Origin of the sequence: Tengunoibacter tsumagoiensis, assembly GCF_003967535.1 — a bacterium.
GTDB classification, from domain to species: domain Bacteria; phylum Chloroflexota; class Ktedonobacteria; order Ktedonobacterales; family Ktedonobacteraceae; genus Tengunoibacter; species Tengunoibacter tsumagoiensis.
Map to the genome: position 1 here is coordinate 960,021 of NZ_BIFR01000001.1, position 25,831 is coordinate 985,851.

The 25,831-nt window shown below is 50.3% G+C and carries 26 protein-coding genes and 6 tRNA genes; 17 read left to right on the plus strand and 15 right to left on the minus strand.

The genetic code is table 11. The features are described from left to right. Positions 1-237: 237 nt before the first annotated feature. From EL628_RS03705 to EL628_RS03760, 12 genes are all read right to left on the minus strand, one after another. On the minus strand, positions 238-2,694 hold the full coding sequence (locus EL628_RS03705; protein ID WP_126578446.1) for a polyribonucleotide nucleotidyltransferase: 2,457 nt from the start codon (positions 2,692-2,694) through the stop codon (positions 238-240). Between the two features lie 390 nt (positions 2,695-3,084). Next, positions 3,085-3,372 carry a 30S ribosomal protein S15 gene (rpsO, locus tag EL628_RS03710; protein ID WP_126578447.1) on the minus strand — a complete coding sequence of 96 codons (288 nt, stop codon included), beginning with the start codon at positions 3,370-3,372 and terminating at the stop codon, positions 3,085-3,087. Positions 3,373-3,709: 337 nt separating this feature from the next. Next, complete coding sequence (rplL, locus tag EL628_RS03715; protein WP_126578448.1) at positions 3,710-4,093, minus strand: 50S ribosomal protein L7/L12; 384 nt, start codon at positions 4,091-4,093, stop codon at positions 3,710-3,712. Between the two features lie 18 nt (positions 4,094-4,111). Further along, positions 4,112-4,651: a 50S ribosomal protein L10 gene (rplJ, locus tag EL628_RS03720; RefSeq protein WP_126578449.1), complete on the minus strand. Its 540-nt coding sequence runs from the start codon at positions 4,649-4,651 to the stop codon at positions 4,112-4,114. A gap of 905 nt (positions 4,652-5,556) precedes the next feature. After that, complete coding sequence (gene rplA / locus EL628_RS03725) at positions 5,557-6,267, minus strand: 50S ribosomal protein L1 (RefSeq protein ID WP_126578450.1); 711 nt, start codon at positions 6,265-6,267, stop codon at positions 5,557-5,559. Between the two features lie 52 nt (positions 6,268-6,319). Beyond that, positions 6,320-6,742: a 50S ribosomal protein L11 gene (gene rplK / locus EL628_RS03730; protein ID WP_126578451.1), complete on the minus strand. Its 423-nt coding sequence runs from the start codon at positions 6,740-6,742 to the stop codon at positions 6,320-6,322. 31 nt (positions 6,743-6,773) lie between these two features. Beyond that, positions 6,774-7,343, minus strand: a complete 570-nt coding sequence (gene nusG, locus EL628_RS03735; RefSeq protein ID WP_126578452.1) for a transcription termination/antitermination protein NusG — start codon at positions 7,341-7,343, stop codon at positions 6,774-6,776. A gap of 33 nt (positions 7,344-7,376) precedes the next feature. Then, complete coding sequence (gene secE, locus EL628_RS03740) at positions 7,377-7,769, minus strand: preprotein translocase subunit SecE (RefSeq protein WP_126578453.1); 393 nt, start codon at positions 7,767-7,769, stop codon at positions 7,377-7,379. 69 nt (positions 7,770-7,838) lie between these two features. Further along, positions 7,839-8,009, minus strand: coding sequence for a 50S ribosomal protein L33 (gene rpmG, locus EL628_RS03745; RefSeq protein WP_126578454.1), 171 nt, complete (start codon positions 8,007-8,009; stop codon positions 7,839-7,841). Between the two features lie 127 nt (positions 8,010-8,136). Next, a complete protein-coding gene (tuf, locus tag EL628_RS03750; RefSeq protein WP_126577986.1) occupies positions 8,137-9,342 on the minus strand; it encodes an elongation factor Tu in 1,206 nt (401 codons plus the stop codon). Between the two features lie 256 nt (positions 9,343-9,598). Beyond that, positions 9,599-9,670, minus strand: a tRNA-Thr gene (locus tag EL628_RS03755). A 30-nt stretch (positions 9,671-9,700) separates the two neighbouring features. Continuing rightward, positions 9,701-9,781 (minus strand) — tRNA-Tyr (locus EL628_RS03760). A 324-nt stretch (positions 9,782-10,105) separates the two neighbouring features. On the opposite strand from EL628_RS03760, the gene EL628_RS03765 reads away from it, so the two are divergent. The 3 genes from EL628_RS03765 to selA are packed head-to-tail and all read left to right on the plus strand — an operon-like array spanning position 10,106 to position 12,192. Beyond that, entirely contained in the window at positions 10,106-10,330 is a 225-nt protein-coding gene (locus tag EL628_RS03765; RefSeq protein ID WP_126578455.1) for a hypothetical protein, read from the plus strand. A gap of 29 nt (positions 10,331-10,359) precedes the next feature. Beyond that, on the plus strand, positions 10,360-10,791 hold the full coding sequence (locus EL628_RS03770) for a type II toxin-antitoxin system PemK/MazF family toxin (RefSeq protein ID WP_126578456.1): 432 nt from the start codon (positions 10,360-10,362) through the stop codon (positions 10,789-10,791). A gap of 12 nt (positions 10,792-10,803) precedes the next feature. Beyond that, a complete protein-coding gene (selA, locus tag EL628_RS03775) occupies positions 10,804-12,192 on the plus strand; it encodes an L-seryl-tRNA(Sec) selenium transferase (protein WP_126578457.1) in 1,389 nt (462 codons plus the stop codon). Between the two features lie 714 nt (positions 12,193-12,906). On the opposite strand, the gene rsgA is transcribed toward selA, so the two are convergent. Continuing rightward, complete coding sequence (gene rsgA, locus EL628_RS03780) at positions 12,907-13,959, minus strand: ribosome small subunit-dependent GTPase A (protein WP_126578458.1); 1,053 nt, start codon at positions 13,957-13,959, stop codon at positions 12,907-12,909. A 412-nt stretch (positions 13,960-14,371) separates the two neighbouring features. On the opposite strand from rsgA, the gene EL628_RS03785 reads away from it, so the two are divergent. The 3 genes from EL628_RS03785 to EL628_RS03795 all read left to right on the plus strand — a co-directional run bounded on the left by EL628_RS03785 (position 14,372) and on the right by EL628_RS03795 (position 14,676). Further along, positions 14,372-14,447 (plus strand) — tRNA-Met (locus tag EL628_RS03785). 39 nt (positions 14,448-14,486) lie between these two features. Continuing rightward, positions 14,487-14,562, plus strand: a tRNA-Met gene (locus tag EL628_RS03790). A gap of 38 nt (positions 14,563-14,600) precedes the next feature. Next, a tRNA-Met gene (locus EL628_RS03795) sits at positions 14,601-14,676 on the plus strand. Between the two features lie 106 nt (positions 14,677-14,782). Here EL628_RS03795 and EL628_RS03800 read toward each other — a convergent pair. Beyond that, on the minus strand, positions 14,783-15,187 hold the full coding sequence (locus EL628_RS03800; protein ID WP_126578459.1) for a RidA family protein: 405 nt from the start codon (positions 15,185-15,187) through the stop codon (positions 14,783-14,785). 490 nt (positions 15,188-15,677) lie between these two features. Here EL628_RS03800 and EL628_RS03805 point away from each other — a divergent pair. The 6 genes from EL628_RS03805 (at position 15,678) to EL628_RS03830 (ending at position 20,023) form a co-directional block, all read left to right on the plus strand. After that, positions 15,678-15,753 (plus strand) — tRNA-Met (locus tag EL628_RS03805). Between the two features lie 244 nt (positions 15,754-15,997). Further along, positions 15,998-16,660, plus strand: coding sequence for a chromate transporter (locus EL628_RS03810; RefSeq protein ID WP_126578460.1), 663 nt, complete (start codon positions 15,998-16,000; stop codon positions 16,658-16,660). Further along, a complete protein-coding gene (locus EL628_RS03815; RefSeq protein WP_126578461.1) occupies positions 16,657-17,172 on the plus strand; it encodes a chromate transporter in 516 nt (171 codons plus the stop codon). The genes EL628_RS03810 and EL628_RS03815 overlap by 4 nt, the downstream gene beginning before the upstream one ends. Positions 17,173-17,207: 35 nt before the next feature. Beyond that, entirely contained in the window at positions 17,208-18,635 is a 1,428-nt protein-coding gene (gene leuC, locus EL628_RS03820; protein WP_126578462.1) for a 3-isopropylmalate dehydratase large subunit, read from the plus strand. A 17-nt stretch (positions 18,636-18,652) separates the two neighbouring features. Continuing rightward, complete coding sequence (leuD, locus tag EL628_RS03825; RefSeq protein WP_126578463.1) at positions 18,653-19,270, plus strand: 3-isopropylmalate dehydratase small subunit; 618 nt, start codon at positions 18,653-18,655, stop codon at positions 19,268-19,270. A gap of 30 nt (positions 19,271-19,300) precedes the next feature. After that, positions 19,301-20,023, plus strand: a complete 723-nt coding sequence (locus EL628_RS03830; protein ID WP_126578464.1) for a metal-dependent hydrolase — start codon at positions 19,301-19,303, stop codon at positions 20,021-20,023. Between the two features lie 326 nt (positions 20,024-20,349). Here EL628_RS03830 and EL628_RS03835 read toward each other — a convergent pair whose 3' ends face one another. Beyond that, complete coding sequence (locus tag EL628_RS03835; RefSeq protein WP_126578465.1) at positions 20,350-20,562, minus strand: hypothetical protein; 213 nt, start codon at positions 20,560-20,562, stop codon at positions 20,350-20,352. Positions 20,563-20,900: 338 nt separating this feature from the next. Here EL628_RS03835 and EL628_RS03840 point away from each other — a divergent pair, with 338 nt between their 5' ends. From EL628_RS03840 to EL628_RS03860, 5 genes are all read left to right on the plus strand, one after another. Next, entirely contained in the window at positions 20,901-21,287 is a 387-nt protein-coding gene (locus EL628_RS03840) for a response regulator (protein WP_126578466.1), read from the plus strand. A 111-nt stretch (positions 21,288-21,398) separates the two neighbouring features. Next, the gene (locus EL628_RS03845; protein ID WP_126578467.1) at positions 21,399-21,779 is read left to right on the plus strand and encodes a hypothetical protein; all 381 of its coding nucleotides are present in this window, start codon (positions 21,399-21,401) and stop codon (positions 21,777-21,779) included. A gap of 162 nt (positions 21,780-21,941) precedes the next feature. Further along, positions 21,942-22,727: a TatD family hydrolase gene (locus tag EL628_RS03850; RefSeq protein ID WP_126578468.1), complete on the plus strand. Its 786-nt coding sequence runs from the start codon at positions 21,942-21,944 to the stop codon at positions 22,725-22,727. Continuing rightward, positions 22,714-23,898 carry a cysteine--tRNA ligase gene (gene cysS, locus EL628_RS03855; protein ID WP_126578469.1) on the plus strand — a complete coding sequence of 395 codons (1,185 nt, stop codon included), beginning with the start codon at positions 22,714-22,716 and terminating at the stop codon, positions 23,896-23,898. Before EL628_RS03850 ends, cysS begins: the two co-directional genes overlap by 14 nt. A gap of 821 nt (positions 23,899-24,719) precedes the next feature. Next, a complete protein-coding gene (locus EL628_RS03860) occupies positions 24,720-25,724 on the plus strand; it encodes a glycosyltransferase family 2 protein (RefSeq protein WP_161975258.1) in 1,005 nt (334 codons plus the stop codon). Positions 25,725-25,831 lie beyond the last annotated feature (107 nt).

Genomic DNA, 25,831 nt, shown 5'->3' on the forward strand with positions numbered 1-25,831 from the left:
AGCATCTTTACCCCTTTGCGACAAAGTACAAATTGCAAATTGCGAATGACAAATTGCGAGTGACAAATTGCAAATGACAAATTGCTTCTCTTTTAGAAGAACATGCCTTGTTGAGGGAATGCCTCTGCGGTTTAAGCCAGATCAGGCGACCACTAGGGGTCGCCCGATCAAAAAGGTCTATGTTGTAACCATCCTGGCCTCTTTCATTGCTGATCAAGGCAGAAAGGTCAGTGTGAGCTACCAGCGGCGCTCGGGTGGACGCTGACCAAAGCCCCCTTCACGACGGGGACCCGGGCCACCCTGTCCCTGACGATTGGGAGGGCCCATAGGGCGGCGCTGGCCGAAGCCACCACCACTACTATTATTGCGGTCGCCATAGCCACTGTTGCGGTCGCGATCGCCATAGCCGCCACGGTCGCGTCCGCCGCCTGCGTTATAGCCGCCGCGATCACCACCATAGCCAGGGCCTCCTGAGCGTTGTCCACCATTATCGCGGTCGCGATTCATGCCATAGCCACCGGGGCCGCCGCGATTGGGGCCGCCACGATTGGGGCCACCGCGACTGGGTCCACGGTCCTGATCCATCTCAGCCTGAGAGGGCATCTCACCGCTGAGAGCAGCGCGGCGTGACAGATTGACACGGCCCTGACCATCGACCTCGATCACCATTACAGTAATCTCATCGCCAATCGAGACCACATCCTCTGGACGCATCACCTGGTAATCGGCCAGCTGTGATGTCCGGACCAGCCCCTCCTTACCAGGAAGAATCTCAACAAAGCAGCCAAAGTCTACAATACGGCGGACGGTACCCGTATAGATGTGCCCAACCTCAACCTCTTCGGTAAGAGCGCGAACTGCATCGAAGGCACGCTGCATAGATTCGCCAGAGACCGCTGAGATATTCACTGAGCCATCATCCTCGATATCCAGCTTGGCACCGCTCTCTTCCTGGATCTTGCGGATAGTCTTACCGCCCGGTCCGATGACAGCACCAATCTTATCTGGATTAATCTTCAGTGTCTGAATGCGAGGAGCAAAGGCCGAGAGCTCTTCACGGGGAGCATCGATGGTATCGAGCATCTTCTCCATGATAAACATGCGACCCTCACGAGCCTGTTCGAGGGCCTTGCTCATAATCTCGTACGTGATACCCTTCACTTTAATATCCATCTGGAGGGCAGTCACGCCATCGGCAGTACCAGCAACCTTGAAGTCCATATCGCCCAGGGCATCTTCGATCCCCTGGATATCGCTAAGAACGGCCCATTTGCCAGCGCGCTCACCTTCGCCAGTGATTAAGCCCATTGCCACACCAGCGACCGGCGCATGAATTGGTACACCAGCATCCATCAGGGCCAGCGTTGTGCCACAGACCGAGCCCATCGAAGTCGAACCATTGGAAGAAAGAATATCCGAAACGGCTCGAATCGTATAGGGGAAATCGGACTGCGAAGGGATCACAGCAGCGATTGCGCGTTCAGCGAGTGCGCCATGACCGATCTCGCGGCGGCCAGGTCCGCGCAGAGGTTTGCTCTCACCAGTGGAATAAGGGGGGAAATTATAGTGGTGCATAAAGCGCTTCTTCTCGCCTACACCCAGCCCATCGAGAATCTGCTCATCGCCAGGCGAGCCCAGCGTCACAACGCTGAGAACCTGCGTTTGACCACGGGTAAAGATCGCCGAGCCATGTGTACGAGGTAGGAGACCAACCTCACAATTGATCGGGCGAATCGTCTTTAGATCGCGACCATCCGGGCGATTACCGTGATCCAGAATATTATTGCGAACATACGCCTTGAGAGCCTTCTCATAGAACGTAATGATCTCTTTTAAGCGCTCAGGATATTGAGCACCCAGCTCAGTAATCAGGTCATCCTGTACCAGACTGAGAGCAGCAGAGCGAGAGGCCTTATCGGTGCTATTGACCGCAGCCTCAAAGCGAGGGAGAACGAACTCATTGACCTTATTCTGGAGCTCCTCATCGGCAGGAGGTGGAGAGAAAGGGCGTTTAGCGCGGCCATTAGCGTGGGCCAGCTTCTCTTGTAGTTTAATAATATCCTGCAAAGCCTCATGCCCGACGCGAACCGCCTCCAGCATCAGCTCCTCAGGTAGCTCCTTTGCGCCTGCCTCAACCATCATCACGGCATCAGCGGTGCCAGCGATAGCGAGATCCAGACGGCTCTGCTCCATTTGTGACTCAAGAGGATTGATCACAAACTGATCATCGATATATCCAACGCGAACCGCCCCAACCGGACCCTGAAAAGGAATATCAGATACACTGAGGGCGGCGGAAGCTCCGACGATACCCAGAATATCATAATCATTTTCCTGATCAACCGAGAGGACCGTAATCACAATCTGGACATCGTTGCGGTAACCCTTGGGGAAGAGGGGACGAAGCGGACGATCGGCGAGGCGACAAGAGAGGATTGCGTGTTCAGTAGCGCGACCTTCGCGTTTGATAAACCCACCAGGAATCTTGCCAGCGGCGTACATGCGTTCTTCTACATCAACAGTAAGAGGGAAAAAGTCAATGCCTTCACGAGGCTCATCGCTACCAACCACAGTTGCTAGTAAAACGGTTTCTCCGTAGCGCACCAACACTGCGCCACTACTTTGTTCTGCTACCCGACCGGTCTCTATGCTCATAACCCGGCCGCCGATAACAGCTTCTTGACGGTGAATCATATTTCCTCCGATAATTGGCACCCTATTCGTAATTTGTTCTGTCTGCCTGATCTCTATCTACCCATGCTTGAGGAGTCATGAACTGCTCAGCGTACGTTCGCAAACACATTGGGTGCAACCACTCTTACAAATGTACTCTCTAACATACGTATTGTACAACCGTATTGCTCTTTACTGCGGAACCCTGGCTGTGTGTTGATGGCTTACCTTGTTTCTGGCGAATGGGGGTCTGTTTATTTCTTCGTCTACGTCGTTTCTTTTCGTCGCGTCACGCTTTAACAAATGCATTTGCTTGGGTAAGTGGAGAAAGATGGAGCAGCGGTCGGGCATAACGAACGTATACAGCGCGTGCGCCATGCCGCGCCGACCGCATCCACAGCAACCCCTGGACTATGCGCGAGGTCCCAGCTTTGCCCGCAGGCCAAGCTTGGCAACGAGGGCGCGATAGCGATCTGGGCTTTTTTTACTCAGATATGCAAGCAGACGTCGGCGTTGCCCGACTAACATCATCAGGCCCCGACGTGAGTGGAGGTCATGCTTATGAATCTTCAGGTGCTCTGTTAGCTGATTGATACGAGTGGTCAAGATCGAGACCTGGACCTCAGGGGAGCCAGTATCTGTTTCGTGGATCTGAGCATTCGTAATTACTTCAGTTTTTGCTTCAACAGTCAATGCCACGCTTTTAAATCACCTCCAGTGTACTAAGGTGGGAAATGAAAAAGATCCTTTGGAGCATTTAGAAGTGGCGATTGAGGCCCTTTAACATTCTAATCTCTGCTGTCCGTAGACCAGCACCACTTCTGCCGCTGAATCAAAAGCCGTATGGCAGAGAGGAAATGTTCTCTAAACGCAAGGAAGTATTACTCGTTCGCATTATAACATGGATAGCTCAGGGGCGCAATGGAACTTCTGTCTCCAGAAGAGTGGCCCTGGATCCGACCAGTGAGAAGGCGAACCAGATGGAGAAGAGGGCACCCCGAGGGGTACCCTTCTCTTTAATCCAGAGGGGGGATTGTTACTTAACGGTAACTTTCGCACCAACCTCGGCCAGTTTAGCAGCGATCTTGTCGGCCTCTTCCTTCGAGACACCCTCTTTAACAGCCTTAGGGGCCTCGTCAACAACAGCCTTTGCCTCTTTCAGGCCCAGGCCGGTCAGCTCGCGGACGACTTTGATGACGTTGATCTTGTTCGCACCGACCTCGGTCAGGATGGCGTCGAACTCAGTCTGCTCTTCAACTGGAGCAGCAGGAGCAGCCTCAGCAGCAGCGGCAGCAGGAGCAGCAGCAGCAGAGACGGGAGCAGCGCTTACGCCCCATTTCTCCTGCAAGGTCTTGGTGAGCTCAACGAGCTCAAGAACGTTCAACTTTTCAATCTCAGCAATGATGGTATCTAAAGCCATGGTCGTATCCTCCTAATATTATTCGGCAGATGTGCCGCCGTTCAGTTGTTCTGCACGGGCCTGGAAAATGTAACAAAGATCACGTAAGGGAGCGGTCAAGAGACCGTAAGTGCTGGCCAGAGGACCCTGAACGGTGCCCACGACTTGAGCGCGTGCATTGTTTTTTCCGCCAGGGAGCTTGCCAATTTTCTCGAGTTGATCGGCGGTTAAGGCGCGACCACCCAGGATGCCGGACTTCAAGACAGCGATTTTGGAACCGCTGACAAAGTCCACGACCGCCTTAGCAGCGGCCACCTCATCATCATAGCCGAACGCAACAGTCGTCTGACCCTGGAGAATTTTGGTATCCAGTTCATTCATATTATTGCGCTCTGAGGCGATGCGTAGGAGAGTGTTTTTTGCGACCTGGAGTTCGATCTTTGAGGCACGCATTTTGGCGCGTAACTCGCTCATATCTTTAACAGTCATGCCCTGTGTCTGCACCAGAATTGCGATCTGGGCGCGACCGAGCTTCTCTGTCAACTCCTCGATCTTTTCTGACTTTGCTTGTGTTGGCATAGGTTTGCTCTTCCTCCTTCCCCGAAGAATCGCGGCTCATAAAAAAAAGCCTTCAGATCATCCGAAGGCGAGAGAGAGGTCTATTCCATGAGGACAGGGAAACGCAAGCACAGAGGCACAGCATAACCTGCTAGAATAGTCATCCCCTCGGCAAGCCGATCTGGCAAACAGCCTCTCGCTTAGATGCCTTGCGGCATACTTGCTGTCTTCGGTCGATGGTGTGAGATATATTCAATTGGACATGTAGACCGGGGTCCACACAGCAATGAAATAGCATTGTAAAAAGTCGCCACGTTTAGTGGACAACCTCAGGGAGTATAGCAGATCTGTCCGCTCTTGTAAAGAGGGAGAGCCGGGGAAAAGTACGCTTCTTGTTTTGCAACGTCATCCTTTTCCATTTTCCAGTGAGCTATGGAGGGGCTCACAGAGCGGAGTGAGAGCAGAGGAAAGAGGCAAGCGACTTTCCCTACTTTACATTGTATGATGTGTGTTTTTATGTGGAAGATAGCAAAAGCAGTAGGGAAGGTAGCTTGTCTCCTTCCAGATTGTGAAGCTCGACAATGCCAGCCCCACCATAACATCATTTCCCTATTAAGCCATGGAGGGGCTCACAGAGCGGAGTGGGACCAGAGGAAAGAGACAAGCGGCTTTCCCTACTTGACATTGATTTATGTTTAAAATAGAGCAAGAAATGATAAGACAAGTAGGGCAGGTCGCTTGTCTCCTGCCTAATTGTGAAGCTCCGCTGTGTGAGCCCCTCCATAGCATCCTGTCCCATGTTCCGTTTCCCATTGAGCTATGGAGGGGTGACCAGAGCGGAATAGAGAACAGAATAACATGAGGCGAGCATGTTGCATATTACGCAACATACTCGCCTCATAATGATTGTCTGTGGTAATGACAGGTTACGGCTTCAGGGCCATAGCGCTAGTGACATCCAGGCGAATGCTGGGAGACATGGTGGAAGAGAGCACCACACTCTTAACATACGTTCCTTTAGCGCCGCTGGGGCGAGCGCGCAGGACAGAGTCCACCACCGAAGTGATATTCGCCAGCAATGCATCCTCACTGAACGACATCTTGCCAGCAGGGATATGGAGAAGAGCAGTCTTATCGACTTTAAACTCAACGCGGCCAGCCTTGACATCGCGGATCGTTTTGGCCAGATCCATCGTAATCGTACCGGCTTTTGGGCTAGGCATCAGGCCTCGGGGTCCCAATTTTTTACCGAGGCGACCAACTTTACCCATGACATCGGGAGTCGCGATAGCGACATCAAAACCGAGCCAATCGGCTTCAATCTGCTTAATGATATCATCGAGGCCAACGAAATCGGCACCAGCCGCCTCGGCCTCAGCAGCCTTTTCGCCCTGAGCGAAGACCAACACTTTGACCTCTTTACCGGTACCAGCGGGCAGCATAGCGACACCGCGGACCATCTGGTCAGCATGGCGTGGATCGACACCAAGCTTCATGTGGATCTCGATCGTCGAATCGAACTTCGTAAAGCTCATTTTTTTGAGGAGTGAGATGGCCTCAGCAGGCTCATACAACTTCTCTGGATCGACCAGCTTAGCGGCCTCCAGATATTTTTTACCGTGAATTTTAGTTGCCATGGTCTTTGTTGCCCTCCTTGTGGCAATAACCGCAGTGACTTTCGGGCAAGCCCTATTCGATAGTAATACCCATGCTACGAGCGGTACCGGCGATTGTGCGCTCAGCGCCTTCGATATCGATAGCATTGAGGTCTTTAAACTTCAGCTCAGCGATCTCACGTAATTTTGCCTGAGAGATCGAGCCCACCTTGTTCTTATTCGGGGTAGCAGAGCCCTTCTGCCCACCGATAGCGGCTTTCAGCAGATCGGGAACGGGTGGAGTTTTGGTAACGAACGTGAAAGAACGGTCTTCAAAAATGGTGATCTCGGCAGGGATAACCATACCAACCTGTTCGGCGGTACGAGCGTTATATTCCTTACAGAACATCATCAGGTTGATGCCGTGGGGTCCAAGCGCAGTACCGATTGGGGGTGCTGGCGTGGCTTTACCGGCAGAAATTTGCAGCTTTACAACTGCTTTAATACGCTTTGCCATAACTTAACTCCTCAACTGGAAAGGTGATACCTTAGATCTTCTCCACCTGGAGGAAATCCAGGACCACCGGGGTCTCGCGACCGAAAAATGAGACAAGCACAGTCACTTTATTACGATCCATATTAATATCGTTAACCGTGCCAATAAATTCGGTGAACGGGCCATCGATCACACGAACACTCTGGCCTTTAGAGAAATTGACCTTCGCCTTTGGCTTCTCAGTCTCCTGAGTCACCTGTTTAAGGATGGTGTGCACTTCATGTTCTTGGAGGGGAACGGGTTTTGTTCCCGAGCCCACAAAGCTGGTCACCCCAGGTGTGTTACGTACGACATACCAGGCTTCATCACTCATAATCATCTCCACCAGCACATAACCGGGGAAGACTTTGCGTTGAACTGTGCGCCGCTGTCCCTGTTTAATCTCGACTTCTTCTTCCATGGGCACGATCACCCGGAAGATTTTGTTTCGCATATCCATGGAAGCGATGCGAGCTTCGAGATGGCTTCTCACCTTATTCTCATAGCCTGAATATGTATGGATGGCATACCAGGCACGCTTCTCTTCTGGCTGTTCTTTTTCGCTGGTACGTTCTGTAACCACAGCAAATCCCTTCTTGCTATCCCGATGACGAAGCTACTTACCGCCAGTAATAAGAAGGAAGAGACGAAACAGCCCAAGGTCCAGCAGGGCCAATATCCCGCCAATTACAACGGAGATAGCAACGACTGCCACCGTCATGTTTCTGGCTTGTAAGAAGGTCGGCCAAGTCACCTTATGACGGAGCTCATAATAAGCGTCAATTAGAAAGCGACCGAATTTGTTATTGCGCAGAGGAGCAAGAATGGACGACTGGGTTTTCTTTCCATCGCGACGGACGGTAGCCTTCTTGTCTTGATTTGTAGACACGCGACTATCCTCTTTTGCCGAAGCCTTGACGCTTTTCATAACCTGTGCTTCACCGGAAGGAAGCTCGGTAACCTGACTTCGACCTGTAACTTTTTTCTTCTCGGTCATATTCTTTGCCACGTTAAACCTTTCTGATCAGCAGCGATCGGACCCTAGCTCAACGCACTAGCGGATACGCTATGCTACTTCTTACTTGGTCTCACGATGAGGCGCAGGTACCTGACAGGTGTTGCAATACTTTCTCAACTCGAGGCGCTCGGGATTGTTTTTCTTGTTCTTGGAGGTGGTGTAATTGCGGCTTTTGCAGGTTGTGCAAGCCAATGTCACCACAATGCGATTCTCTTTGCTTTTGCTAGCCATAATTTTCTCCGTTTACATGTTTGGCGTTTGGCTTGCTGCTTATTCAGGTTATGATTTTAGGAATGGACACCGCTGATAACACAGTGGGCGCAATGCAATTGCTTGCGCCCACGAACATGTCTAAACCTTAGTTAATGACCTGTGTGCAGATGCCAGCGCCAACGGTACGTCCACCTTCGCGAATGGCGAACTTTACGCCCTCTTCCATCGCAACCGGCTGGATCAACTCGACTGTCATCTCGATGTTATCGCCAGGCATAACCATCTCAACCCCTTCAGGCAGCTTGATCGAACCAGTCACGTCCGTGGTACGAACGTAGAACTGAGGGCGATAGCCGTTGAAGAATGGGGTGTGGCGGCCGCCCTCTTCTTTCGAGAGGACATACACCTGGGCTTTGAAGTTTTTGTGGGGTTTGATCGAGCCCGGCTTTGCCAGGACCTGACCACGCTCGATATCCGTACGCTCAACACCACGCAGCAGACAGCCAACGTTGTCGCCAGCCATACCCTGATCCAGGGTCTTCTGGAACATTTCAACGCCGGTGACGACGACGGTGCGGACATCCTCGCGCATGCCGATGATCTCGATGTTCTCGCCAACCTTCACAATACCGCGCTCGATACGTCCGGTGGCCACGGTACCGCGACCTTTGATACCGAAGACGTCTTCAACGGGCATCAAGAAAGGCTGATCGGTGGCACGTGGGGGATCAGGAATGTAGCTATCGACGGCATCCATCAACTCCCAGATGCACTTGGCACCAGGATCGTTGCGGGAGAGATCGCCTTTGCTTTCCAGAGCACCCAGAGCGGAGCCACGGATGACGGGAACGTCATCGCCAGGGAAGCGATACTTGGAGAGCAGCTCACGGACTTCCAGCTCGACCAGTTCCAGCAGCTCTTCGTCTTCCATCATATCAACTTTATTCAAGAAGACCACCATCGCTGGGACTTCTACCTGCTCGGCAAGCAGAACGTGCTCGCGGGTCTGAGGCATAGGGCCATCAGGGGCGCTCACGACCAGGATCGCGCCGTCCATCTGGGCTGCGCCGGTGATCATGTTCTTAATATAGTCAGCGTGGCCTGGGCAGTCGACGTGTGCATAGTGACGCTTCTCGGTCTCATACTCGAGGTGAGCGATAGCGATAGTGATACCGCGCTCGCGCTCTTCGGGAGCTTTGTCGATCTGGTCAAATGCAGTGTAATTGGCAAGCTTGGCTGCAGCCAGCACCTTCGTGATAGCAGCAGTCAGGGTCGTCTTACCATGGTCAATGTGGCCAATCGTTCCTACGTTCACGTGTGGCTTTGTCCGCTCGAACTTTTTCTTAGCCATTTCCTACTGTGGCTCCTTCTGCAATCCTGCTTACGATCAGATAGCAATGGGTATAGACATGCAGCAGCCGCCCCCTGTGTCTGATCGTCTCAACAAAGAAAAAACCTACCTCATGCATTAAAATGTATGGGGAGGTGACGATCATTCAGAAGACGGCAGCAAAAAGATTCTTATACTCTTCGCGGAATTCCTTGCCGATGGGGGAAGGTCTCAAGTGAAGGTACTCAGACCCTGATCTCATCCAAGAAACCACGGGAGCCCGTGATGGGATTTGAACCCATGACCTCATTCTTACCAAGAATGTGCGCTACCCCTGCGCCACACGGGCAATCTTTAACCCACACTACTGTGTGGTGGGTGGGCAGTGGAGGATTCGAACCTCCGAAGCTCTCGCAACTGATTTACAGTCAGTCCCATTTGGCCACTTTGGTAACTGCCCACGTTGTTGATGCATGCCAGTTTGTTCTGACCGATCGACGTGGTTATTATATGTTAACCCCAAATAATTGTCAAGCGTTTTTAAACGAGATTTTTTCGACTCTGCAAAATCCAAATTTTGCTCTCAATTTTGCTCTCAATCGCCTCTCAATAGCAGGATTGGCTCGCTCTAGAGATAAAAATGGTTATCAAAAGCATTGCGTCCTGCTTAAATTGCTGGTATAATCTCCATCGTTGGAGAAATTCATAATCCTCATGCGGGTTTTTTTCCGCTACCCATGTGGAAGTTTACAGTCTGGATTTTAGGAATTAAGAGGTAGCTTTTATGGCGACGAATTGTGACTTCAGCCGTTCTTCCTTGCTGAACGAGCATTACCAGCGTGAAATGGAACTCATTGCGGTTGCCCTTCAAGAAGAGAGCCAGGACGAACGTGAAGAGCGTCTCAGTCTCGTTGCACAAGCCTGGTCTCTGACAACTGCCTGCTTCCAATCTCAGGTTGAGACCAGCGAAGTGCCTGCTTTGACGTCCGTTGCGTATGCGCGTCCGTAGTACGCTACTAGTAGATCTGTAAAAAAACCATGCCTCATCCACCTGAACTTGCACCGGATGCTCTCACTTATCAAACACCTGTGCAGTTTGGCATGGTGTATTGGGTGAATTTCGGGTATCCCTCTCTTCCTCCAGGTATCGAAGAGAAGCGCATCCTCGATTGGCATCCGGCACTTGTTGTTTCGGGGGAGCCTTTCTGTCGCCATGCGGGGGCAGTGAATGTGGTGGCTCTCACGTCATATCGTGGCAAACTTCGTCCCTATCACCATCTTTTGCTCAAACGGGATTATCCGTTACTTGATACGGATAGTCTGGTGAAGACAGAGTTGATGTATCCTATCTTGCGCAGTCTCCTGGCCGATCAATATGCCATCTGCCGCTTGAATGATGCTGATCTGCGATCGATTATAGGGAAGGTTGCTAATAGTCTGGCAATTACGATGTTCTATTCTCTCCATTAGTGAGGCCATTTTATGCCAGGTGATCTCTCTCAGCTTCGCTTACTTCCTTCAATGACTCAACTCCTGCAATCCTCTAGCGCTCAACAACTCTCTGCTCGCTTCTCTCATGCTTTGACGGTACGTGCTTTACGCACAACTCTAGAGCAGGCTCGTGAAGAGATTCAAGCCGGAGCGATCTGTCCCTCTATCGATGAGCTGTTGACAGATGCTCAGCTTTCTCTTGAGCGTGAGCAGCTTTCCCATCTTCGCCCACTGATTAATGCGACTGGTGTCATCATTAATACCAATCTTGGTCGAGCTCCCTTGAGCTCGGATGCTCTTCATGCTATCCAGCAGGTTGCATCAGGCTATAGCAATCTGGAGTATGAGCTGGAGGCTGGCGAGCGCGGGTCCCGTCATGTCCATGTGCAGGCTCTACTGCGTGAGCTGACGGGTGCTGAGGCTGCGCTGGTAACGAATAATAATGCAGCTGCTGTGCTATTGGGCCTGAGCGCTCTGGCTTCTGGACGTGAGGTGGTTATCTCACGCGGGCAACTGGTTGAGATTGGCGGAGGCTTCCGCGTTCCTGATGTGATGCGCCAGAGTGGTTGCCAGCTTGTTGAGGTAGGAACGACGAATCGCACACGCATCTCCGATTATGAGCAGGCGTTTACCGAACGAACGGCTCTCTTCTTATCAGTTCACCCCAGCAATTTTCTGATCAGTGGCTTTACTGAGTCAACATCTATTTATGCGCTCTCTGAACTTGCACATAAGCGGGGTCTGCTGGTAATGGATGATCTTGGAAGTGGGTGTCTGCTGGATTGTGAGAAGTATGGTCTGATGCACGAGCCAACTCCTCAGGAGAGTCTGGCACAGGGGGCTGATCTGGTCTGTTTCTCTGGCGATAAGCTCCTGGGGGGTCCGCAGGCTGGTATTCTCGTGGGAAAGGCTGATGTGATTGCGCGGCTGGCTAAACATCCCTTGATGCGGGCTGTGCGTATCGATAAGATGACGCTGGCTGCGCTGGAGATGACCTTGCGGCATTATCAAAGAGGACAGGTCGAGACGCATATTCCCATCTGGCGTATGATTGCAGCTCAGCCCGAACAGATTGCTGTTCGGGCCAGCCAATGGATGGAGCGCTTGCGCGCTGAAGGAATAACCGCTCGCGTGCAACAGGGCGAATCAACGATTGGCGGCGGATCGCTCCCTGGTGAGACTCTGCCAACCAGCCTCCTGGCCCTGGACGCTGCGAACTTACCGGTCTCATTAAATGAGATCTCTGCCCGACTGCGCCGGAGAGCTACGCCCATCATTGCTCGCATCCTGCGCGACACACTCTTGCTTGATCCCAGAACAGTCTTTGAGGAGCATGACACCACAGTAGTGCAAGGATTATCGGAGAGCCTTTCACATTAACCCCTCTATATCTGGCCCTGCCTTCTTACGAACTACCACTTATTGCATCCCAAAAGCGATTTATCGCAAAACCGGGGAGGGCCCATCATTCATGATGGCCGTTGTGGCCCATTCCACCTAATTTGCCCCTTCTGATCACCGTAAGGGATCTCAACGGTTATGGTCTCGCTCTTTATGCGCATGCCATTATGAAGGGCTTGGCGAATCACTCCGAAAAGGTCCGCGGCCATCATGAATGATGGGCCCTCCCCCCTCATGCAATAAATTGCCCTTTTTTACGAGCGATTTATCGCAAAAACACGTAGGGCCCATCGTTCATGATGGCCGTGGTGACCCGCTCCGCCTAAGTTGCCCCTTCTGATCACCTTTATGATCACCGTAAGGGATCTCAACGGTTATGGTCTCGCTCTTTATGCGCATGCCATTATGAAGGGCGTGGCGAATCACTCCGAAAAGGTCCGCGGCCATCATGAATGATGGGCCCTCCCCCCTCATGCAATAAATTGCCCTTTTTACGAGCGATTTTATCGCAAAACCGAGGAGAGCCCATCATTCATGATGGCCGTTGTGACCCATTCCACCCTGTTCCTCCTGTGACCTCCACGGAGCCATTTCCACCTAATTGCCCCTTTATGACCCCCTGATGCCTCTCAACGGCTCTGACCTCTAATTGCGTTCTTAAGTACGCACCAGCCATCATGAATGATGATCGTGTTAGCGTTCCTCTCCCTCATAGATGCGAACATAACTGCGATGCCGGCGTGGATCGATCAACTGCTCATCAACGGCTTTAATGATTGCACAGCCCTCTTCATCGAGATGGGCGCAGTCGGAATAGAAGCATTTTCCCAGATGTGGGCGAAACTCGACAAAGCAGGCTGCAAGCTCTTCAGGAGCAATATCCCAGGCGGCCAGAGCGCGAATACCGGCTGAATCGGCTAACCAACCACCGCCAGAGAGAGGGTAGAGCTGTGAGCCACGTGTCGTATGGCGACCTTTGCCAGTACTATCGCTCACCAGACCAGTCTGAATAGCCATGCCAGGCTCAATAGCATTGACCAGCGAAGACTTCCCCACGCCCGAAGGACCAGTGAAGAGAGTGGTATGATTTTTTAAAGACTCGCGTAGCTCATCAATACCCTGGTTCAACTGCGTACTGGTCCAGATGATCCGATAGCCAATGTTACTGTAGATAGCGGCCTCATCTTCTACGCGTTCGTCATGGGGGAGATCTGCCTTGTTAATACAGATTAGCGTAGACAATTGAGCTGATTCGCAGATGGCCAGATAGCGGTCCAGGAGGCCAAAGTGAGGATCGGGTTGAGCTGTAGCAAAGACCATTACCACCTGGTCCAGATTGGCGAGCAGTGTCTGTTTGATAACCTTCCTGGCATTAGAGCCAGCATCCTGTCGCGAGAGCTCACTCTGGCGTGGTAGGATCTCCTCAATGAGGCCTGTTGCATCATCTAAGCGGCGAATCTTGACGTAATCACCAACGGAGAGGCGAGTTGGAAGTGGATTCTCACTGCTATCACGCTTCTCGATCTTTTCTGCCCGTTGAGCTGTCGAGCCGATCATCCGAGGTGGAGTTGAGCGACCCTTAGCAGGGATCGATTTAGAAGATTTAGCCTGAGCAAAGGCTTTTTTCAGTTTTCCGCGTAAAGTACAGCGTAGAATGCCATCATCGGTATGCACATCATAGATGCCATGTGCGCCATTGAGGACCATCCCTGTCAGGATGGCAGGCTGGGCCGGGTCATTAATCAAGCGTTTTCCCTCCACAGAGAATAAAAAAACACGGTATGAACAATCAGAATGTGAGCTGTCTACCGTGAGGGGAGGGTGATGGGTTCGCGAATCAATGCAGGTCTGGCCAGTGGATCGGTTTATAAAGAGCGCGGACCTGGCTAGAAAGCGTTCGCCCTTGACCCTCAAACAAGGCAGACAAGGTGCATGCAGGCACAGTGGATGAAGAAGTTCTTTTGCCCATAAGACTGCACCTCCTTCACTGGACAAGCCAGAATTTGAATAAACAGTATCCTGGTGAGAGCATACAAGAAGACACCCATCTTTGTCAATGAGCCATGAGAGGGCCTGGGGGAGTTTAAAGGGTCATATGATTTCTGATCATAAACGTCTTGACAAAAGATAAATATTGTTGTATTCTAGGAAACGTTGACGCGGGGTGGAGCAGTGGTTAGCTCGTTGGGCTCATAACCCAAAGGCCGGAGGTTCGAATCCTTCCCCCGCTACCAGGTATCTTTACTGATACCTTTGCTTCTAGCAATTCTTGACGCGGGATAGAGCAGTGGTTAGCTCGTCGGGCTCATAACCCGGAGGTCGCAGGTTCGAATCCTGTTCCCGCTACCAGGTGTCTTCATTGATACCTTGCCTTTAGCACCCCTTGACGCGGGATAGAGCAGTGGTTAGCTCGTCGGGCTCATAACCCGGAGGTCGCAGGTTCGAATCCTGTTCCCGCTACCAGATACAGTCCCTCCTACTTAAGTGTGGGAGGGACTTTTTGATCTCCTCAAAAGACCTTTACAGGCGCTTCAAACCCCTCATATTAGCTAAAAAGATCTTGAGCAGTCTATCCTTCTTCTGTGAGATAGGCATCGGCCTCAATCTCAATTAACCATTCGGGGTCAGCAAAGCGCGAGACTTGCATCACTGTTGTCACTGGCAGAACCTCGCCAAAGAACTTGCCATGAATCAATCCGACGGGCCCCCAATCTTCAATATTAGTTAAGAGGATACGTGTCCGTACCACTGTATCAAGCGATGCTCCCAACTCTGCAAGCGAATTGCGAATAATCTCCAGACAGCGCTCTGCCTGGGCTGCTGCATTGCCGATTCCAACAATCTGACCATCGACGCCAATCGGTGCAGTTCCTCCAACGACAACGAGCGGTCCCACACGGACTGCCCTGGTAACCCCCAGAATCGGTTCGTAAGGTGATCCTGAAGAGATATGGCGGCGTACATGTTCTGGCATAACATCTCCTTCTGCTTAAGTGACTCTGGTCCACTGTACAAATATTTTTATAGCCATGTCAAGGCAGAACAGCTTTCTGAATAATTGTGAGTGGAAGTAATCAAGATATCATCACTTGATGATATTTATGATATTTTAATAATAATAGCTTTATTTTAGATGGAAACGTCTGTATAATACAAAGCAAGGTTATGCATCACAACCTTCTGAGGCTAGAGGATAAAGCAGGGTTTTCTAGCCTCATATTTCTTTGTACCAATCGGTGGTATCGGTCAGGTCCATGGCCCCTAAAATCTGGTGAACCTTTGCTTCGTTCGCTCATGGAGTTACCAGCGGGCTTCACTTCGGCGGAGCAGTCCTTGAGTAAAATTTGATAAGGGGGCAGAAAAATCCCTGAAAGGTATTGCAAAGATTGGCTGTCTATGGTATTATGTGTCCCGTGAGTGAGAGGACCTTCCCCTGAGGAGAGGTCGGATCGCTCAGTGCAGATGGCGGTATAGCTCAGTCGGTAGAGCAAGGGACTCATAAGCCCTGTGTCGCAGGTTCGATTCCTGCTGCCGCTACCAATAACCCTCGGTTCGCTTTTCAGGCGGGCCGGGGGCTTTTTTTGTTGCCCCTCTTGATTGCAACTTCACAATGGCACATGCATACTCTGCGATCAATTCTGTCAGTCTCATATTCACGAAGTGATGCCAAAATGTGATCAATATTTTGCAAAATAAGTATTAGACATATCAACTTATGGCAAGTATACTGCTTATGCAGACAGAATTGCCTGTGTTATTATTCTATCGCCGTTAGGGGGCAAGGATGACGAAAGCTATTTATTCTTCGTTATCAGATGTTGACACTTCTCTCGTTCCCTCCGCTCGCCCAAACGTGTGGAGCCTCTTTCTTGTCTGGTCTCGGATCGGACTACAATCGTTCGGGGGTGGGTCTGCGACGATTCTTCTGATCAGGCGCGAGTTTATTGAGCGTTATAAGTGGCTTACCGAAGAGGAGTATAGTCTCTATTGGAGCCTGTGCCAGCTCTCGCCTGGTATTATTCTGGTCGCCATGACCATTCTTATTGGACGGAAGTTACGTGGATGGTCCGGTATTCTGATCTCACTTGCAGGATTATTATTGCCAAGCTCAATCGTGACCTGTCTGTTCAGTGCAGGCTTTGAATTGATCCAGATGCTCTCACCTGTCCAGGCTATGTTGCGCGGCCTGCTCCCTGCGACAGCCGGACTGATGTTGACTATCTCTCTGCAATTTGCGCTCCCTTCACTTAAGCAGGCGTGGAAGAGTGGACAACAGGTTCTACGGTTAGCCGAATGTATGGTCATCATATCTGGAAGCGTCTTAGCAGTAACATACTGGCATGTGGAGATCATCAATGTTGTGCTGGGCGCTATCGTCATCAGCCTGGGTATCTTCTATCCTTGGCAGAGGCGTCTGGAGGGACTGGGAACGCGGGGTGAGGCATGAAGCTGTTCTTTTACTTTCTCCTATTCTTAAAGGCATCGGCCTTCTCCTTTGGCGGAATGAGTAATCTGGCAAGTTTGCAACGTGACCTGCCACCTTTGCATTGGGCACAGACCAGCGACTTTGGGAAAGCCGTGGCGATTGGGCAGACTAGCCCCGGGCCCAATGGGTTATGGGCTGTGAGCCTGGGCTATTTGACGTACAGCATACCGGGCGCAGCGCTGGCACTGCTGGCTGTGACTACGCCACCCTTTCTCATTCTGCCGCTTCAGGCATTCTACTATCGGCTGCAAGATCAGCCCTGGGTTGAGGCCCTGCTACGAAGCCTGGCCCTGGTCTCAGTTGGATTGCTGCTCAGCTCGGCCTGGGCCATCCTGGCAAGTACACTGCAAGATCCCTGGAGCATACCGATCTGCCTGATCGCCTGTGGATTGTGTGTAAGTAAACGTCTTGGCGCACTCTGGTTGATCCTTCTGGCGGCAGGTGCGGGCCTGCTGCTCTATGGTCTGCATTAAAGACTCTCGATATTAAACAACAAAGGATGATATGAATGAAGCAAGTAACGTTTCCACAGACAATGTTTGAGAAGATCTGGAATGCGCATGTTGTACGCAAGATAGAGGGGCAGGGAGCTCTGCTCTATATTGATCGTCATCTGATCCATGAGGTCACCTCTCCCCAACCGTTTGCAGCCCTGCGTGAGGCTGGACGCAAGGTTCATCGACCAGAACTAACCTTTGGCATGGTTGACCATAGCATTCCAACGACCCCGATCCGCGCCTATGGTCGCCGCAGCCTGATCCCCATTCCCGATAAGCAGGCGGAGGTACAGGTAGGCGTCATGGATCGGAACTCGCGTGCCGCTGGTATCCAGTTCTTCTCTGTAGATGATCCGCGCAATGGTATCGTCCATGTGGTTGCACCTGAGCAGGGCCTGACCTTGCCAGGAACGATCATTGTCTGTGGTGATAGCCATACCTCGACGTTAGGAGCCTTTGGTCTGCTTGCTTTTGGCATTGGGACGAGCGAGGTCGAGCATGTGCTGGCGAGCCAGTGCCTCTGGCAGGTTAAACCGAAGACAATGGAGGTGCGCATTGAGGGGGAGCTGCCATCTGGTTGTACTGCAAAGGACCTTGCTCTATTTATTATGGGTCAGATCGGTGCGGCAGGCGGCACGGGACATTGCATCGAGTTTACTGGTCCTGTGATCCGCTCACTTTCGATGGAAAGTCGTTTGACTGTGTGCAATATGGCGATTGAGGCCGGAGCGAGAGCTGGAATGATTGCTCCAGATGAGACAACCTTTGCCTACCTGCAAGGACGTCCTTTTGCGCCCAGAGGAGAGATGTGGGAGCGTGCGGTCGCGAGCTGGTCTGAACTGGCTTCCGATGAAGGGGCCAGCTATGATCATGTTGTGGTTTTGCATGCGGATGAGCTATCGCCTCAAGTAACGTGGGGAACGTCACCGATGATGGTTGCACCAGTCACAGGCCGCGTGCCAGAACCAGAGAACTTCGGTGATGAGGCAACGGCCCGCCGAGCTCTAACCTATATGGGTCTGGAGCCAGGCACGCCCATACAGGAGATCCACCTGGACCGTGTCTTCATTGGTAGTTGTACGAATAGCCGCATCGAGGATCTACGAATAGCAGCCTCTATTGTTAGAGGTAAGCGAGTAGCGGCAGGATTACGAGCCATTGTAGTCCCTGGAAGTGGTCTGGTTAAACAGCAGGCTGAAGAAGAGGGCCTGGCCCAGATCTTTGAGGATGCAGGCTTTGAGTGGCGTGAGCCGGGCTGTAGTATGTGTGTGGGTATGAATGGGGATCGACTGACCGAAGGCGAGCGCTGTGCGAGTACCTCGAATCGCAACTTCGAAGGACGTCAGGGAACAGGTGGTCGCACGCATCTTGTCAGTCCGGCAATGGCCGCCGCCGCCGCTATTGCTGGTCACTTTGTCGATATCCGCAATTGGCAATAAGAAAGGGAAGCACAGGTATGCAGGCATTCACACAACATCATGGGATCGTTATGCCATTGAACCGGGATAACGTTGACACCGACGCAATCATTCCAGCATCCTATCTAAAATCTGTTAGCAGGACAGGCTATGCGGAAGGGCTCTTCTCCTACTGGCGCTATCGCAGTGGTTCCAGAGAGCCTGATCCCAATTTTGAGCTGAACATGCCCCGCTATGGTGAAGCAACGATCCTGCTAGCTCGCACAAATTTTGGTTGTGGTTCCTCGCGTGAGCATGCACCATGGGCTCTGTATGAATATGGTTTCAGGACAGTTATTGCAGCGAGCTTCGCCGATATTTTTTATAATAACTGTTTTAACGTGGGCGTACTCCCGATACGCCTGCCAGAAAAGAGTATTCAGACGCTCTTTGAAGAGATTGAGGCTACACCAGGCTATGCTCTATTCGTAGACCTGGAGGCTCAGAGTGTGCTTGCCCCTAACGGGCATACCTATTCTTTTGACATTGACCCTTTTCGCAAGAGTATACTATTACAAGGGCTTGACCCGGTAGCACGTACATTGCAATTTAAAGATGAGATAACTGCCTTTGAGGTGCAGCGGCAGACAATTGCACCCTGGTATGACGTCGTGTAAAGCCCTTATTAGCAGACATGGAGGACATTTATGAGTGGTATCAAGATTACATGGCTGGGACATGCAACGTTCCAGATCACAACTCCACAAGGAACATCTATTCTGCTCGATCCCTGGTTAACGGGTAACCCTTCTAGTCCGATACAAGTTGAGCAGCTAGAGCAGGTTGACCTGTTGCTAATCACGCATGGACATGCTGATCATGTTACTGATGCAGCGGCTGTGGCAAAGAAACATAACCCCACAGTTGTTGCGATAGCTGAACTGATACACTGGCTCGGCACGCAGGGAATTGCGAACGAAAAGCTCATAGATATGAACATTGGTGGCTCATTTACATTTAAAGACGTTACCATTAGCCTGACGCAAGCGCATCATTCATCAGCCGTTACTGTTGGTGAGCAGGTGATCTACACAGGTGAGCCAGTGGGCTTTGTGCTGCGTATAGAGAATGGACCCACCCTCTATTTTGCCGGTGATACCGATGTCTTTGGTGATATGGCCTTGATCCGCGAGCTTTATGCACCTGATATTGCCCTGTTACCCATTGGGGATCATTACACCATGGGAACAAGAGGTGCAGCTCTGGCAACGAAGCTCCTGGGTGTCAAACGTGTCATCCCTATGCATTATGCGACTTTCCCATTATTCATTGGCACCCCCCAGGGCCTGCGCGAAGATTTGCAAGCGTTCAATGTAGGTGAGGTCGAAGTGATTGCTCTAACGCCGGGCCAGACCCACGATTTTGCATAGTATAACTGTATAAGGTCATACTAATGGTGTGTATGTCATTCAGTACATACACACCATTGTGAAGTTATACGAGGCGAATGAAAGCGAATCTGCCATCAAGATCGAATCTGGAAGAAAGACCGACAGGAGGAGACGCAGAAAGAAGGCGCTACTTGAAAAGACACTGTTTTAAAGGAGACAGTGAGCTGCTCTCCCCTTTGAGAGCAATCTCGTGCAAAATACAGTAATGAATAGCCATCCTGTTAGTATAGAAAGAAACCGCCAGATTTCTATAGTAAAAAAATATTCTCGATCTACAGGTTATGTGCTATTTATGCAACTACTGATCAGCCAACATGCTTAATATACGTATCTACGGTAATCTGGGCGGCCTCAGCACTTCCCACATGCTTTTCAAGTTCCTCCTGGCAGCGACCAAGCTCGTTGTAACGGTGATTGATCACATCGTGAGACGCAACAATCGCGTACCCGTTCATTGCTCGCTTCATTGCCTCACATTCTAATTCGATCTGTTTTCGAAGTCGTGCAATTTCACTCATACTCGTATCCTTTCGACTGACTCACCTTGTAATTATCAATCTATATACTTGAGTATTATAGCGTATCTCAGCAAGCAGCCACCTGTCAAGGTAGAGCATTCTTTCTAAGATCCCGGATAAAAGTGACCTCGTCGTACATTGCAGGCAAAAATGAGTGAGTGCTCCCACTTTTTCGCTTCTACTTGCATCTCTCTTTGAAAGAATGTTAGACTATCCTTAGAAAATGATAAGAAAGCTTAAAAAAATGTGGATGAACAGGAAATCGCATCCCGTGTAAGTCTACAGTATCGATCTGTCTGACATGAGCTCATTCTGTGGGGATAGGAACAGGTGATGTTATGAATGGTCAAGAGCAAAAGATTGTCTTGATTGTGGAAGACGATGAAGCAATTGGAGAGGTGATGAGTATCGCAATTACTCAAGAGACCTCTTATCGTCCCTTGCTTGTTGCAAGTGGAGCAGAAGCTCGGCAGGTGTTAAAGATGCATAAGCCTTGCTTGATTGTGTTGGATTATATCCTATCCGATATAAATGGCCTGGATCTTTATGATCAGTTACTTGCAGAGGGAGCGTTGGTAGAGATTGATGTATTGCTCGTGAGTGCGGGAATGCATGATGAAGAGGCTGAGAAGCGAGGCATCGCTCTGCTGGAGAAACCCTTTGATCTTGACGATTTTATTCATCATGTAGAATCCTCATGTAGTTCTTTTGCCATGTGTCATTAAAGAAGCCCCTGGAGCAGATTATACCGACCGTGGTGTCACCTGACGTATTAATGATGTGTATCTATCGATGAATGGACCATCATCGTCTCATTGCGCAAGAGGAGGGCATATATGGCGGAACCTCAGAGTGATCTCTCGCATAAAGCTGCGATTTTGCAGCGAGCTGAGTGGAACAAGTGGAATCGGTTTACCTGGAGCGGCCTGCTAATCATTTTTTTCGGCCTGATTTTGATTCTCATCGGGCTCACCCTTCAAACAGGAGCCTACTCACCAGAGGGTATACTGATTGGCCTGGGAATTATCACCATCATAGCGGGCATCATCCGTGTGTTAATTGGATTGATCAATCCTTTTACGCCTGAAGATTTAGATGCCATATCAGCCTCCGCACAGCGTGAACGTCGTTCCAGACGCGTTCTCCACGATACAAAAATAACGCAAGAGGACCTGGACACTCTTTATCAGACTGATCAAGAGAGCGATGGTGTCTGAACGAATTGTGTCATTGAAGACTCAACAAGATAGCCGTGTAAATTAGAAAGTGCTATACTATTAGTAAATAGGTATGATCCGTGATATGGGGAGAGCAGCGGGCAATCAGCCACTTTGACTCTCCTTTTCTTATGCTTTTTACACCTGGAAAGGATCGTTTTTGTGCTTATTGATAGTCATACGCATATAGATACATCCCGTTTTGATGCTGATCGTGCAGAGGTAATTGCAGCAGCATTTGCTGGCGGAGTTACCCGTATGATCGATCCTGGTTGTGATCTGCCTTCGAGTCAAGCTGCCTTATTGCTGGCTAAAGCCTATCCAGGTCGTATCTTTGCCGGTGTAGGAGTGCATCCTCACGAATCTACTACCTATACACCAGAAGTTGAGGCTCATCTACGACAGATGCTTCAGGAGCCTGAAGTCGTTGCGGTTGGTGAGTTTGGACTGGATTATTTTCGTATGCTCTCGCCACGAGATGTACAACGGGAAGTTTTCTGTGCTCACCTACGACTAGCGCGCGAATATAATCGGCCATGCATTATACATGTACGGGAAGCGCACGAAGACGTAGTAGAGTTATTACGTGCCTATGGGCAAGACTTACGCGGCGTCTTTCATTGTTTTTCGGGCGATGTTGCCCAGGCGGAGGAATGTCTTAGTTTTCCTGGTTTTCTGCTCTCATTTGCTGGTCCATTGACAAAGCAAGGAAATGCTTTGCCCGACGTGGCTCGCATGGTTCCCCTGGAGCGGGTGCTGGTTGAGACTGACAGCCCTTATCTTGTTCCCAAACCTGAGAAAGCAAGACGGAACGAGCCCCTTTTCGTCAGACATACTGCTGCTAAGCTGGCCGAACTACGTGGCATGACATTAGAAGAGATCGCCCGAGTCACTACTGCAAACGCCGTTCGTTTGTTCGGTCTAGGAGAAATACATGAAGCTGTTTAATACCCTTACTCAATCCCTCGAAGAATTTGTTCCAATTGAAAACACGGTCCGTATTTATGTTTGTGGTGTGACGCCTTACGATACGACCCACCTGGGTCATGCTTTCACCTATGTTTCATTTGATACATTGATGCGTTATCTCGAGCATATTGGTTATGGAATCAATTACGTTCAGAATGTCACTGATATTGATGATGACATTTTGCGTAAAGCGCCTCAGATGGGACTGACCTGGGATGAGCTGGGTCGTCGTGAGATTGAGCGTTTTCTTAATGATATGGATTCACTGAATGTGCGCCGCCCAACAGTCTATGCACGAGCAACCGAAGAGATCCCTTATATTATTGAGCTGATCGAGAAGTTACTTAACGTAGGTCATGCTTATGTAAATGAGGGCTGTGTCTTTTACTCGGTCACACAAGATGCTGAATTTGGATCACTTGCGCGTGCTATTGGTCTTAAAGATTACAATGCAATGCTTACCATTGCCAATGATCGTGGTAACTACCCTGAAGACAAGCGCAAAAAAGATCCGCTAGACTTTGTTCTGTGGCAAGCGCAGGCTCCAGGAGAGCCAGCATGGGAGAGCCCCTGGGGTCCGGGCCGTCCAGGTTGGCATATTGAATGTAGCAGCATGTCTATGCACTTTCTGGGTCAGCAAATTGACATTCATGGTGGTGGTGCTGACCTCGCATTCCCACATCACACCTGTGAGATCGCGCAATCCGAGCATGCTACAGGTCTTACGCCCTTCAGTCGTGTCTGGATGCATACCGGAATGGTCTATCAGGAAGGCGAAAAGATGAGCAAATCGTTGGGAAACCTGACCCTGGTGCGCAACCTGCTCAAAGAGTATAGCTCTGATGCGATTCGTATTGTGCTTCAGAGTCATCATTATCGTTATCCATGGGAATGTTTTCCAGAGGATCTGAAGATTGCGGCTGAGACGGCTGACCTCTTCAAGCAAGTACGTACCTTGATTGGTGATACCTTGCAAGGAGAGGATCAGATGCTACGAAATCGCTTCAAAGCCTCAATGAATAACGATCTTAATACGCCAGAAGCCTTGCTTTTACTCCGTCATGCGGCCAAAGAAGCCCTGACAACCAGCAATCTCTCCCTGGGCTCTGAAGTTCTGCGTCTCACCGCTGTATTGGGCCTTAGCGCCTGATCCTGAAGGGTGTACGCGACAAACCAGAAGAACTTTGTCGCGTACACCTTTTACTTATCCTCATCCCTCCCTTCTTTCCTCCATCCCGCCCCTGCCCCCCTGCATCAGATCGAATTCGGGCCGAATAGAGTACAAATCGGGCAGGAAATCCACTTGGCATGTATAAATCTATAATAAAGATACACAAGACTAAAGCAAGCTTTTAGGCTAAAAAATCTGTGTATAGATATACAAGATCATATCATCGTACATAGTATTCAATAAAACCAAAGTAGAATGTATAGAATATTTGGCTATTGAAGATTCAGTGCTTGACACATGGGAATTTTACATGTAAAATCCCTAAATGTAGAGACAAATCATGCTGTACGCTTGGTACGGACGATGAAGAGAAGTACCAATGTGTATGCCTCACGCAGAGCAGCGGTGTTTTTATCCACTCACAAAAATACGATGAATCGCCAACAGTCAAGTACCCCACGCCTTAATGGCGAGGCTTGAAGATGCGGTGGCATTTGCTCGTCTTCTTCAAGCCTGGACTTGACCAGACCCGGTCAGGGGTTTGAGCATTCCCATGCAAAAATGCTTTGCCTTCGGGCAGCGTGTGTTTCCGCTCCATGCCTGAAGGGTGGGGTATCCACACATGAAGACCAGATGGGTGTACTGTTTAGCGGATAGGCAGGTTGTTTCCTTTATTGAGGCAAGTACTACCTGCCTACGCAATGTGGTTTGAGCGTTCCCGTACAAAAACGCTCTGCCTTTGGGCAGCAATGGTTTGCCCCCCTGTATGAATGCAGGGGTATCCACAATTGGAGATGCAGATGGAAGGGTCGAAATATCTCTCAGTTATTGTTCCTGTATATAATGAAGAGGAAAGTGTTCCCAAGCTGCACGAAAACATTAGTCGTGTGCTAATGAAACAAGATTTTTCTTACGAAGTTATTTATGTTGATGACGGAAGTAAAGATACAACCTTTATCCAGCTCCGCCAGATTGCCGAGAAAGATCGTCATGTAAAGGTAGTTCAGTTGCGCCGAAACTTTGGGCAGACTGCTGGTATTGCTGCTGGTGTTGCGAACAGTACAGGCGAGATTCTGGTGTTTATGGATGGAGATCTCCAGAATGATCCAATAGATATTCCACGCTTACTGGCTAAGTTAGAAGAAGGCTATGATGTTGTAAGCGGTTGGCGAAAAAATCGGCAGGATGCACAATTGAGCCGTAAATTGCCGTCGATGCTTGCGAACCGGCTTATTTCTAAAGTGACTGGTGTGCATCTGCACGATTATGGATGCAGCTTAAAGGCCTATCGACGGACGGTATTTCAGCATATTCGCTTATATGGCGAGATGCATCGCTTCCTTCCTGCATATGCCGCCATTGCCGGGGCTGCGATTACCGAAATGGAAGTTAACCACCACGCTAGGCAGTTTGGTAAATCCAAATACGGCATTTCGCGCACATTTCGTGTTGTGTTAGATCTTATTACCGTAAAATTTTTGAGTAAGTATGCGACCAAGCCATCTTATGCCTTTGGTATACCTGGTCTGTTCTCGGTGGCGATAGGGACTGCTCTGGGTATCTTCTCATTAGGACGAAAAGTATTGCCACCTCATGTGCGTATTCACCGCAATCCATTGCTCCCTCTTTCGATTCTATTTACAGGATTTGGCATGCAATGTTTAATGGTTGGTTTATTGGCCGAGCTGTTGATGCGTACCTATCATGAGTCGCAAGGCAAGCCAATTTATGTGGTGAGGGATGTTGTCTCCTATGAGCAGCCGGTATTGGAAGAGCGTCATGGTGCCAAGCCGATTCTGCGTTAGAACGTTTGCCTATAAAGGGCCAGGGGCTGAGGCCTCTGGCTAACATTGCTACATCTTTTTCCTTTCTCATGGTTATCACCATTTTTCTGTGTGTTGGAATGGGCGGT

Excerpts from the sequence above, each read along its gene's own strand:
- EL628_RS03705 (WP_126578446.1), bottom strand. The coding sequence starts at position 2,694 with ATGATTCACCGTCAAGAAGCTGTTATCGGCGGCCGGGTTATGAGCATA.
- rplL (WP_126578448.1), bottom strand. The coding sequence starts at position 4,093 with ATGGCTTTAGATACCATCATTGCTGAGATTGAAAAGTTGAACGTTCTT.
- rplJ (WP_126578449.1), bottom strand. The coding sequence starts at position 4,651 with ATGCCAACACAAGCAAAGTCAGAAAAGATCGAGGAGTTGACAGAGAAG.
- rplA (WP_126578450.1), bottom strand. The coding sequence starts at position 6,267 with ATGGCAACTAAAATTCACGGTAAAAAATATCTGGAGGCCGCTAAGCTG.
- rplK (WP_126578451.1), bottom strand. The coding sequence starts at position 6,742 with ATGGCAAAGCGTATTAAAGCAGTTGTAAAGCTGCAAATTTCTGCCGGT.
- rpmG (WP_126578454.1), bottom strand. The coding sequence starts at position 8,009 with ATGGCTAGCAAAAGCAAAGAGAATCGCATTGTGGTGACATTGGCTTGC.
- tuf (WP_126577986.1), bottom strand. The coding sequence starts at position 9,342 with ATGGCTAAGAAAAAGTTCGAGCGGACAAAGCCACACGTGAACGTAGGA.
- EL628_RS03765 (WP_126578455.1), top strand. The coding sequence starts at position 10,106 with ATGGCGACGAATTGTGACTTCAGCCGTTCTTCCTTGCTGAACGAGCAT.
- EL628_RS03770 (WP_126578456.1), top strand. The coding sequence starts at position 10,360 with ATGCCTCATCCACCTGAACTTGCACCGGATGCTCTCACTTATCAAACA.
- selA (WP_126578457.1), top strand. The coding sequence starts at position 10,804 with ATGCCAGGTGATCTCTCTCAGCTTCGCTTACTTCCTTCAATGACTCAA.
- EL628_RS03800 (WP_126578459.1), bottom strand. The coding sequence starts at position 15,187 with ATGCCAGAACATGTACGCCGCCATATCTCTTCAGGATCACCTTACGAA.
- EL628_RS03810 (WP_126578460.1), top strand. The coding sequence starts at position 15,998 with ATGACGAAAGCTATTTATTCTTCGTTATCAGATGTTGACACTTCTCTC.
- EL628_RS03815 (WP_126578461.1), top strand. The coding sequence starts at position 16,657 with ATGAAGCTGTTCTTTTACTTTCTCCTATTCTTAAAGGCATCGGCCTTC.
- leuC (WP_126578462.1), top strand. The coding sequence starts at position 17,208 with ATGAAGCAAGTAACGTTTCCACAGACAATGTTTGAGAAGATCTGGAAT.
- leuD (WP_126578463.1), top strand. The coding sequence starts at position 18,653 with ATGCAGGCATTCACACAACATCATGGGATCGTTATGCCATTGAACCGG.
- EL628_RS03830 (WP_126578464.1), top strand. The coding sequence starts at position 19,301 with ATGAGTGGTATCAAGATTACATGGCTGGGACATGCAACGTTCCAGATC.
- EL628_RS03835 (WP_126578465.1), bottom strand. The coding sequence starts at position 20,562 with ATGAGTGAAATTGCACGACTTCGAAAACAGATCGAATTAGAATGTGAG.
- EL628_RS03840 (WP_126578466.1), top strand. The coding sequence starts at position 20,901 with ATGAATGGTCAAGAGCAAAAGATTGTCTTGATTGTGGAAGACGATGAA.
- EL628_RS03845 (WP_126578467.1), top strand. The coding sequence starts at position 21,399 with ATGGCGGAACCTCAGAGTGATCTCTCGCATAAAGCTGCGATTTTGCAG.
- cysS (WP_126578469.1), top strand. The coding sequence starts at position 22,714 with ATGAAGCTGTTTAATACCCTTACTCAATCCCTCGAAGAATTTGTTCCA.
- EL628_RS03860 (WP_161975258.1), top strand. The coding sequence starts at position 24,720 with ATGGAAGGGTCGAAATATCTCTCAGTTATTGTTCCTGTATATAATGAA.